Annotated in this window: 7 protein-coding genes; 6 read left to right on the top strand and 1 reads right to left on the bottom strand. The window is 69.6% G+C overall.

Annotation, left to right across the window (positions count from 1 at the left end):
* Nucleotides 1–32: 32 nt before the first annotated feature.
* The 4 genes from carB to recJ are packed head-to-tail and all read left to right on the top strand — an operon-like array spanning nt 33 to nt 6,406.
* A complete protein-coding gene (gene carB / locus ACFONC_RS04890; protein ID WP_386742595.1) occupies nt 33–3,278 on the top strand; it encodes a carbamoyl-phosphate synthase large subunit in 3,246 nt (1,081 codons plus the stop codon).
* On the top strand, nt 3,275–3,751 hold the full coding sequence (greA, locus tag ACFONC_RS04895) for a transcription elongation factor GreA (protein ID WP_386742596.1): 477 nt from the start codon (nt 3,275–3,277) through the stop codon (nt 3,749–3,751). Before carB ends, greA begins: the two co-directional genes overlap by 4 nt.
* 1 nt (nt 3,752) lies before the next feature.
* On the top strand, nt 3,753–4,691 hold the full coding sequence (locus tag ACFONC_RS04900) for a phosphoglycerate mutase (RefSeq protein ID WP_386742597.1): 939 nt from the start codon (nt 3,753–3,755) through the stop codon (nt 4,689–4,691).
* A complete protein-coding gene (gene recJ / locus ACFONC_RS04905) occupies nt 4,688–6,406 on the top strand; it encodes a single-stranded-DNA-specific exonuclease RecJ (protein WP_386742598.1) in 1,719 nt (572 codons plus the stop codon). Before ACFONC_RS04900 ends, recJ begins: the two co-directional genes overlap by 4 nt.
* A gap of 72 nt (nt 6,407–6,478) precedes the next feature.
* Here the strand turns inward: recJ and ACFONC_RS04910 are convergent, their stop codons facing one another.
* On the bottom strand, nt 6,479–7,678 hold the full coding sequence (locus ACFONC_RS04910) for an acyltransferase family protein (RefSeq protein ID WP_386742599.1): 1,200 nt from the start codon (nt 7,676–7,678) through the stop codon (nt 6,479–6,481).
* Nucleotides 7,679–7,832: 154 nt separating this feature from the next.
* Between ACFONC_RS04910 and ACFONC_RS04915 the strand changes: the two genes are divergently transcribed.
* Nucleotides 7,833–8,735: a LytTR family DNA-binding domain-containing protein gene (locus ACFONC_RS04915; RefSeq protein ID WP_386742600.1), complete on the top strand. Its 903-nt coding sequence runs from the start codon at nt 7,833–7,835 to the stop codon at nt 8,733–8,735.
* Between the two features lie 57 nt (nt 8,736–8,792).
* A protein-coding gene (gene prfB, locus ACFONC_RS04920) for a peptide chain release factor 2 (RefSeq protein WP_386742601.1) occupies nt 8,793–9,921 on the top strand; the annotation gives its coding sequence in 2 pieces (ribosomal slippage) (nt 8,793–8,867 and nt 8,869–9,921; 1,128 coding nt in all).
* Nucleotides 9,922–9,943 lie beyond the last annotated feature (22 nt).

Consider the following 9,943-nt stretch of genomic DNA (forward strand, 5'->3'; position numbering starts at 1 on the left):
ACTGATTCCCTGATCTTCCGGAACATCGAGCAATGCCCAAGCGCAGCGACCTCAAGACCATCCTCATCATCGGCGCCGGCCCGATCGTCATCGGCCAGGCCTGCGAGTTCGACTACTCGGGCGCGCAGGCGTGCAAGGCGCTGCGCGACGAGGGTTATCGGGTGGTGCTGGTCAACAGCAACCCGGCCACGATCATGACCGACCCGGAGATGGCGGACGCGGTCTACATCGAGCCGATCAACTGGCAGACGGTCGAGAAGATCATCGCCAAGGAAAGGCCCGACGCGCTGCTGCCGACGATGGGCGGGCAGACCGCGCTCAACTGCGCGCTGGACCTGGCCGACAACGGCGTGCTGGAGAAGTACGACGTCGAGCTGATCGGAGCGAAGCGCGAGGCCATCCGCATGGCCGAGGACCGCGAGCTGTTCCGGGTGGCGATGGCGGAGATCGGGCTGGAGTGCCCGAAAGCCGAGGTCGCGAAGAGCTACGAACAGGCGGTGGACATCCAGTCGCGGGTGGGCTTCCCGACCATCATCCGGCCATCGTTCACGCTCGGCGGCAGCGGCGGCGGCATCGCCTACAACGTCGAGGAGTTCGAGGAAATCGTCAAGCGCGGCCTCGAGCTTTCGCCGGTGCACGAGGTGCTGGTCGAGGAATCGGTGCTGGGATGGAAGGAGTTCGAGATGGAGGTGGTCCGCGATACCGCGGACAACTGCATCATCGTGTGCAGCATCGAGAACTTCGACCCGATGGGCGTGCACACCGGCGACTCGATCACCGTCGCCCCGGCGCAGACGCTGACCGACAAGGAATACCAGCGCCTGCGCGACGCCTCGATCGCCGTGCTGCGCAAGATCGGCGTCGATACCGGCGGTTCCAACGTGCAGTTCGGCATCAACGCGCAGAACGGGCGCGTGGTGGTGATCGAGATGAATCCGCGCGTATCGCGCTCGTCCGCGCTGGCGTCCAAGGCCACCGGCTTCCCGATCGCCAAGGTCGCGGCCAAGCTGGCGGTGGGCTACACGCTGGACGAACTGAAGAACGAGATCACCGGCGGGCTTACGCCGGCGTCGTTCGAGCCGACGATCGACTACGTGGTCACCAAGATCCCGCGCTTCGCGTTCGAGAAGTTCCCGCAGGCCGACTCGCGCCTGACCACGCAGATGAAGTCCGTGGGCGAGGTGATGGCGATCGGCCGCACCTTCCAGGAATCGTTGCAAAAGGCGCTGCGCGGGCTGGAAACCGGCAAGGTCGGGCTCGATCCCACCGGCCTGGACCTGGGCAGCGAGGACGGCCTGGCGGCGCTGCGCCGCGAGGTGAAGGAAGCCGGGCCGGAGCGCGTGTTCCACCTGGCCGATGCGTTCCGCGCCGGGATGTCGGTGGAGGACGTGTTCGGGCTGTCGTTCGTCGATCCCTGGTTCCTCGACCAGATCGAGGAGCTGGTGGCCACCGAGGCCGAAGTCGCCGCCGCCGGCGTCGCCGCGCTCGATGCGCAGCGCCTGCGCCGGCTCAAGCGCATGGGCTTCTCCGACGCGCGCCTGGCGCAGCTGGTGCAGACCGACGAAAAAGCGGTCCGCGCCCTGCGCCGCGCCTTCGACATCCGGCCGGTGTACAAGCGGGTGGACTCGTGCGCGGCCGAGTTCGCCACCACCACCGCCTACCTGTACTCGACCTACGAGGACGAGTGCGAAGCCGAGCCGAGCGACCGCGACAAGATCATCGTGCTCGGCGGCGGGCCGAACCGGATCGGGCAGGGCATCGAGTTCGACTACTGCTGCGTGCATGCCGCGCTCGCCCTGCGCGAGGACGGGTACGAGACCATCATGGTCAACTGCAACCCGGAGACGGTCTCGACCGACTACGACACTTCCGACCGCCTGTACTTCGAGCCGCTGACGCTCGAGGACGTGCTGGAGATCGTCGCGCTGGAGAAGCCCAGGGGCGTGATCGTGCAGTACGGCGGGCAGACGCCGCTCAAGCTGGCGCGCGCGTTGGAGGCCAATGGCGTGCCGATCATCGGCACCTCGCCTGATTCGATCGACCTGGCCGAGGACCGCGAGCGCTTCCAGCACCTGGTCGACGACCTCGGCCTGAAGCAGCCGCCCAACCGCACCGCGCGCAGCGCCGAACAGGCGCTGGCGCTGGCCGGGGAGATCGGCTACCCGCTGGTCGTGCGCCCCAGTTACGTGCTCGGCGGCCGCGCGATGGAAGTGGTGCATGCCGACGCGGACCTCGCCAAGTACATGCGCGACGCGGTGCAGGTCTCGAACGACTCGCCGGTACTGCTCGACCGCTTCCTCGACAACGCCGTGGAAGTCGATATCGACGTCATCGCCGACAAGACCGGCGCGGTGCTGATCGGCGGGGTGATGGAGCACATCGAGGAGGCCGGCGTGCATTCCGGCGACTCGTCCTGTTCGCTGCCGCCGTACTCGCTGTCGGCCGCCACCCAGGCGCGGCTGCGCGAACAGGTGGTCGCGCTGGCGCGTGCGCTGGACGTGGTCGGGCTGATGAACACCCAGTTCGCGGTGCAGGTGGGCGAGGACGGGGAGGACGTGATCTACCTGCTCGAGGTCAATCCGCGCGCCTCGCGCACCGTGCCGTTCGTGTCGAAGGCCACCGGGCAGCCGCTGGCCAAGATCGCGGCGCGCTGCATGGCCGGCATGACGCTGGCCGAGCAGGGCGTCACCGCGGAAGTCGTGCCCGACTACCACTGCGTGAAGGAGGCGATCTTCCCGTTCGCCAAGTTCCAGGGCGTGGACCCGATCCTCGGGCCGGAGATGCGCTCCACCGGCGAGGTGATGGGCGTGGGCCGCAGCTTCGGCGCTGCGTTCGCGCGGGCGCAGGAGGCCGCCGGCATCCGCACGCCTCCGGTCGGCAAGGCGTTCATCTCCGTGCGCGACCCTGACAAGCCGCGCGTGCTGACGGTCGCTCGCGAGCTGGTCGAGCGTGGCTACTCGCTGGTGGCCACCGGGGGCACTGCCGCCTGGCTGCGCGAGAACGGGCTGGAGTGCGCGCACGTCAACAAGGTGGCCGAGGGCCGGCCGCACATCGTCGACCTGATCAAGAATGGCGAGATCGCCTACATCGTCAACACCACCGAGGGGCGCCAGGCGATCGCCGACTCGTTCTCGATCCGGCGCGAGGCGCTGCAGCAGGGCGTGACCTATTCGACCACCATTGCCGGCGCCAGGGCCTTGCTGCATTCTCTGGAATATCGTGGCAGCGGCCCGGTCTGGGCGCTGCAGGAACTGCACCAGGAATTGAGGAAGCAATGAGAGCACCACTGACCACCCAGGGCGCGCAGCGCCTGCGCGCGGAGCTGGAAGAACTCAAGTCGGTCAAGCGCCCGGCGGTGATCAACGCGATCGCCGAGGCGCGTGCGCACGGCGACCTGAAGGAGAACGCCGAGTACCACGCCGCGCGCGAGCAGCAGGGCTTCATCGAGGGCCGCATCAAGCAGCTCGAGGGCGAGCTGTCGCATGCGCAGGTCATCGACATCACCGCGCTCGATGCCGGCACCCGCATCGTGTTCGGCGCCACCGTGCTGCTGGCCGATGCCGACAGTGGCGAGGAAAAGCGCTACCAGATCGTGGGCGACCTGGAAGCCGACATCAAGAAGGGCCAGATCGCGATCTCGTCGCCGGTCGCGCGTGCGCTGATCGGCAAGCACGAGGGCGACGAGGTGACGATCGAGGCGCCCGGCGGGACCCGCGAGTTCGAGATCGTCGAAGTCCGCTACGTCGGTTGACATGGCCCGGGCGACCTTCCTGCTGCCGGCTGCCAAGCGCTTCGGTGGCCAGCAGGCGGGCGCCGATGTTGCTCGCATGCTCGGCCGCGCCGACCGCGCGCAAGGCGGCGGTGATGGCCGCCGCGCACAGCTGCGCCGGCATTTCCAGCTGACGCCGGACCATTGGCCGATGGCTGCGCTCACGCGGCAGATGGATGCGGGCGATGCGGCGGGCTCGGCCTGGCTGCGCGCGGATCCTTCGTACGTGCGTCCCGACATCAACGGCGCGCGGCTGCTCGCCATCGGTGCTGCGCTGGGCATGGACGACGAGGATCGCGCGGCGTTCCTGCCGGCGCTGCGGCCGCTGTTCGGCGATGCCGGCTTCCCGATCGACGCACCGCATCCGTCGCGCTGGTACCTGCGGTTGCCGCCGGGCGCGAAACTGCCGGCGTTCGCCGAGCCTGGCGACGCGCTCGGCGCCGACCTGTTCGACCACCTCGCCGAAGGCAGCGAGGGGCGCCGCTGGCGCGTGCTGCTCGGCGAGGCGCAGGTGGTGCTGCACAACCATCCCCGCAACGCGCAGCGTGCCGAACAGGGCAGGCCGCCGGTGAACTCGCTGTGGTTCTGGGGCGGCGGCGTGCTCCCAGACGCGGTGCGCCCTGCGCATGCAGCGCTCCGCTCGGGCGACGAGATCGCACTCGCGCTCGCCGACGCGGCCGGGATTGCCCGACCGTTGCCTGCGGTGTTCGGCCTCGAATCCGGCGACGAAATGTTCGATCTGCACGAAGCGCGCGACCTCGCCGCGCTCGAACGCGACTGGCTGTCGCCGGCCTGCGCAGCGCTCGCGCGCGGCGAGTTGCGGCAGCTGGTCCTCGATCTCGCGGATGGCCGCAGTTGGTCGTTCACGCCTGGCCAGCGCTGGCGCTTCTGGCGCAAGCCGCAACCGCGGCTGGACGCATGACCCGCGCGCGGACGATCCTGCGGCGCGAATGCAGCGTTGGCGACGACTGGCCCGATTCGATCCCGCTGCTGCTGCGTCGCATCTACAGCGCCCGCGGCGCGCACGACCACGCCAGCGCACGGCCGCGCCTGGCCGACCTGCTGCCGCCGGACGGCCTGCTCGGCCTCGACGCAGCGACCGCGCTGCTCGCCGACGCCATCGGTGGCGACCGGCACATCCTCGTCGTCGGCGACTTCGACTGCGACGGTGCCACCGCCTGCGCCGTCGCCGTGCGCGGACTGCGCATGCTTGGCGCCAGGCGCGTGTCGCACGCGGTGCCCAACCGGATGGTGCACGGCTACGGGCTGTCGCCGGCGTTGGTGGAAGAACTCGCTCCGTTGCAGCCGGACTTGCTGGTCACCGTCGACCACGGCATCGCCTGCCACGCGGGCATCGCCGCGGCAAAGGCACACGGCTGGCAGGTGCTGGTGACCGACCACCACCTGCCGGGCGACGCGTTGCCGCCCGCCGATGCGATCGTCAACCCCAACCAGCCCGGCGATGGCTTCGGAAGCAGGATGCTGGCCGGCGTCGGCGTGATCTTCTACGTGCTGCTGGCGCTGCGCCGGAAGTTGCGCGACGCCGGCGGTTTCGATGGGGGCGGCCCGGACCTGGCGACGCTGCTGGACCTCGTCGCAGTCGGCACCGTGGCCGACCTCGTGCCACTGGACGCCAACAACCGTGCGCTGGTGTCCGCCGGCCTGCGGCGCCTGCGCTCGGGGCAGGGCTGCGCCGGCCTGCAGGCGCTGATCGAAGTTTCGCGACGCCGCGCCGAAACCCTGGGCGCGGCCGACATCGGTTTCGCCATCGCGCCGCGCCTCAACGCCGCCGGCCGGCTGGAAGACATGGCGCTGGGCATCGAATGCCTGCTCTGCGACGACCCCGCGCAGGCACGCGAACTGGCCGCGTTGCTCGACCGCATCAACGCCGAGCGCCGCGCCGTGCAGCAGCAGATGGTCGGCGAAGCGGAGGCAGCGCTTGCGATCGTGCCGGATGTCGCCACCACGCCGGGCGTCGCCCACTGCCTGTTCGACGCGCAGTGGCATCCGGGCGTCGTTGGCCTGGTCGCATCGAAGCTGAAGGAGCGCCTGCACCGACCGGTGATCGCCTTCGCGCCCAGCGAGCCCGGAAGCACGCTGCTGCGCGGTTCGGCGCGTTCGATCCCCGGCTTCCACGTCCGCGATGCGCTCGCGCGCGTTGACGCGGCGCGGCCCGGCCTGATCGACCGCTTCGGCGGCCACGCGATGGCCGCGGGCCTGAGCCTGCCGCAGGTGCATTTCGAGGCGTTCGAAGCCGCCTTCCTCGAGGCCGCCACCGCGATGATCGCACCCGAATCGCTGCACGAAACCATCGCCAGCGACGGCGAACTGCCGGCCGACGCCTTCCACATCCACAACGCACGTGTCCTGCGCGACGGCGGGCCGTGGGGGCAGGGCTTCCCCGAGCCGCTGTTCGACGGCGAGTTCGACGTGCTGTCGTGGCGGCCGGTCGGCACACAGCACCTCAAGCTCGAACTCGGCCTGCCGGGCCTGCGCCTGCAGGCGATCGAATTCGGCGGCTGGCGCGGCACGGCGCCCGCCCCACGCGTGCGCATCGCCTACCGCCTCGCACCCGACGATTATCGCGGCGGCGACGCCATCCAGCTGGTCGTGGTGCACCGCGAACCGGCTGGCTGAGCACGCGGCTTCGAGTGACGAAGCGAAGGGCAGCCAGCGGTCGGGATCGGCTTGCAGCGCGTGGGCGACCGCTCAGGCGATCGATCGCGCAGGGGCCGTCACGCCGTCAGCCACCGCGCGACTGCGCTTGAGCCCGAACAGTGGCCGAAGGATCGGCGTGCGGCGGATCACCAGTTCGTGCAGCACCAGACAGCCGCCCACCGTGCCGCCCAGCACGAGCGCGGGCTCGAGCACCGGGCCGAGTTGCAGCGGAGACAACCAGAACGCCAGCGGCACGATCAGGCTCTGGTGCAGGATGTACCAGGGGTACACCGCCTCGGTGCAGTACGGCAGCCAGCGGAAGCGGCGGTCCAGTAGCACCTGGCCCCAGCCGAAGATCGCCAGGAGCGCCGTCCACGTGTAGGCCGCGCGGGCGATGCGTTCGATCTCCGCCCACGGGATCCACATCGGAATCGACGCGTCAGGCGGCAGGTAGCGACCGCCGGCGCGGATCGTCAGCTCGATCGCGATGCAGGCCAGCGCGATCGCCAGGATCGGCCAGCGCAGCGCCCGGATCCGCTGCCAGAAGCCTGCGTTGCCGGCGATCGCGTAGCCGGCGAGGAACAGCGGCAGCGACTGCGCATGCACCGTCCAGTCGCCGAACAGCGCGTGGGTTTCCGGGAACCGCGGCGCCAGCACCAGCCGGCACATGGCCAGCCACGCCACCGGCAGCGACAGCAGCAGCCACGTCGGCCAGCGCCAGCCCGCCAGCCACCGCGCGGCCCGCAGCCGGCGCAGCGGCAGCAGTGCCACCAGCAGCATCGTGTAGAGCCACAGGTAGGCGAGGTACCACAGGTGGTTCCAGGTGATGCCGAACTCGGCGCCGGTGAAGCTGCCCGGCGGCCACGGGCGCAGCTGCCAGTAGCGCAGCAGGAAGGCCCCGAAGCCCGGTGCCAACCGGCCGTTGGCGAGTCCTTCGCAATAGGCCTGTACCGCGACCACCACGAACATGCCGAACACCAGCGGCAGCAGCAGGCGCCAGCAGCGCCGCGCGGCGAAGCGCCACGGTGCGTGGTCGATCCGCGCCAGCCCCAGCGCGATGCCGGAGATCATGAACAGCAACGGCATCCGCCAGCGGTTGAGCGCGATCATCGGCCACTGCAGCCATTCGAACTGGTACGTACTCTTGACGTGGAAGCCCCAGTCGGCGACGTACACCATGCCGACGTGGTAGACGATGAGCAGCCCGAAGGCGATGACGCGCAGTGCGTCGATGTCGTGGCGGCGAGGCATGGCGATGAATGGCAGCGGTGGAGCGGACAGGCTGCCGTCGCGACGCGCCAGCCGGGCGCGCGAAGTGCCGGGTCCGGGGCATGCAGGGACGAGTCGCGGGCGCTGAGGGACGAGCCGTGGCCGTCGAACCAGCCCGCGCCCCTAGAATGCGCGGATGAACCAGGCATCCGGGCACGCGCGTGCCAAAGAACCCTGGCGACGCTACCTGCCCTGGCAGGGCGGGATCGAGGTGGCATTCTGGGTGGTCGCCTTCGCCATTCCCGCCATCGCCAACACGATGGTCGCCCTCATGGACGCGCAGCGCGACGGCCACGTGCTGCCGGCGTGGCAACCGGCCCTGTGGGAAGGCAGCAGCGCGCTGGTGTCACTGTTGCTGCTGCCCGGCCTGCTGACGCTGTGCAGCCGTTGGCCGATGCACGCCGACACCTGGCGTCGCCGCCTGCCGCTGTACCTGGGCGCGAGCGTGGCGTGGTCGATCGTGCACGTGGTCGGCATGGTGCTGGTGCGCAAGGCCGGCTACCTGCTGCTGGGCGAGCACTACGAGATCGAGGACTGGCTGCGCAGGTTCGCCTACGAATACCTCAAGGACGCCCGAACGTTCGCCCTGATCGTCATCGTCGACCACGGCTACCGCTGGTTCTGGCGCCGGCTTCAGGGCGAGGCGCGGCTGCTCGATCCGCCCGACGACGGATCGGCGACCGGGCAGGAGGTTCGGCCGGAGCGCTTCCTGGTCCGCAAGCTGGGCCGCGAATTCCTCGTCGCCGCCAGCGACATCGAATGGCTGCAGGCCGCCGGCAACTACGTCAACCTGCGGGTGCGCGGGCGCGATTACCCGCTGCGCAGCACGATCGCCGGCATCGCGGCGCAGCTCGATCCCGATCGCTTCGTGCGGATCCACCGCAGCTACATCGTCAACCTGGACACGGTGGCCTCGATCGAGCCGCTGGACAGCGGCGACGCGCGCGTGCACCTGCAGGACGGGACGGCGCTGCCGTGCAGCCGGCGCCACCGCGACGCACTACGCGCGCGGCTCGGCACGCCCGCGGCGACGGCGTAGGCCGGGCAGGGGCCGGCCTGCTAGAATTCACGGCCTTTTTCCACGTTGCAGCCATCCATGATCGAACTCAATCCCGTGCGCCAGCGCATCGCCGACCTGACCGGTCGGCTGGATGCGCTGAGGGGGTTTCTTTGACTACGACACCAAGCGCGAGCGCCTGGAAGAAGTAGAGCGCGAGCTGGAAAACCCGGACGTCTGGAACGACCCCGAACGCGCCCAGGCGCTGGGCCGCGAGCGGTCGCTGCTCGACAAGACGGTCAACGGCATCCGCGAGCTGACCGAAGGCCTCGGCGGCGCGGGCGAACTGCTGGACCTGGCCGAATCCGAGGACGACGAAGACACCGCCAACGCGGTGGTCAGCGACGTCGAGGACTTTGCCGGTCGCGTCGACAAGCTGGAGTTCCAGCGCATGTTCTCCGGCGAGATGGACTCGGCCAACGCCTTCGTCGACATCCAGGCCGGCGCCGGCGGCACCGAGGCGCAGGACTGGGCCGAGATGCTGCTGCGCATGTACCTGCGCTGGGCCGAGCACCGAGGCTGGAAGACCGAGCTGATGGAAGTCAGTGGCGGCGAAGTGGCGGGCATCAAGTCGGCCACGCTCCGGGTCGAGGGCGAGTACGCCTACGGCTGGCTGAAGACCGAGATCGGCGTGCACCGGCTGGTGCGCAAGTCACCGTTCGACTCCGACAACCGCCGCCACACCAGCTTCACCTCGGTGTTCGTGTCGCCGGAAGTCGACGACAGCATCGAGATCGACATCAACCCGGCCGACCTGCGGACCGACGTGTACCGGTCATCCGGCGCCGGCGGCCAGCACGTCAACAAGACCGAGTCGGCGGTGCGCATCACCCACATCCCGACCAATACCGTGGTCGCCTGCCAGACCGGCCGCAGCCAGCACCAGAACCGCGACACCGCGATGAAGATGCTGGCGGCGAAGCTGTACGAACTGGAGGTACAGAAGCGCAACGCCGAACGCGACGCGCTGGAAGCCAACAAGTCCGACATCGGCTGGGGCAGCCAGATCCGCAACTACGTGCTCGACCAGAGCCGGATCAAGGACCTGCGCACCGGTGTCGAGCGCTCGGACACGCAGAAGGTGCTCGACGGCGACCTGGACGAGTTCGTCGAGGCCAGCCTGAAGTCGGGGCTCGAGGCGGGTTCCAAACGCTCCGACGCGGTATAAGCAAGCCTGTCTTCTTTTGTGG

The organism is Luteimonas soli, assembly GCF_042648865.1.
Classification (GTDB): domain Bacteria; phylum Pseudomonadota; class Gammaproteobacteria; order Xanthomonadales; family Xanthomonadaceae; genus Luteimonas; species Luteimonas soli.

Coding starts and splice junctions, on each gene's coding strand:
- carB (WP_386742595.1), top strand. CDS start 33: ATGCCCAAGCGCAGCGACCTCAAGACCATCCTCATCATCGGCGCCGGC.
- ACFONC_RS04910 (WP_386742599.1), bottom strand. CDS start 7,678: ATGCCTCGCCGCCACGACATCGACGCACTGCGCGTCATCGCCTTCGGG.
- ACFONC_RS04900 (WP_386742597.1), top strand. CDS start 3,753: ATGGCCCGGGCGACCTTCCTGCTGCCGGCTGCCAAGCGCTTCGGTGGC.
- recJ (WP_386742598.1), top strand. CDS start 4,688: ATGACCCGCGCGCGGACGATCCTGCGGCGCGAATGCAGCGTTGGCGAC.
- ACFONC_RS04915 (WP_386742600.1), top strand. CDS start 7,833: ATGAACCAGGCATCCGGGCACGCGCGTGCCAAAGAACCCTGGCGACGC.
- greA (WP_386742596.1), top strand. CDS start 3,275: ATGAGAGCACCACTGACCACCCAGGGCGCGCAGCGCCTGCGCGCGGAG.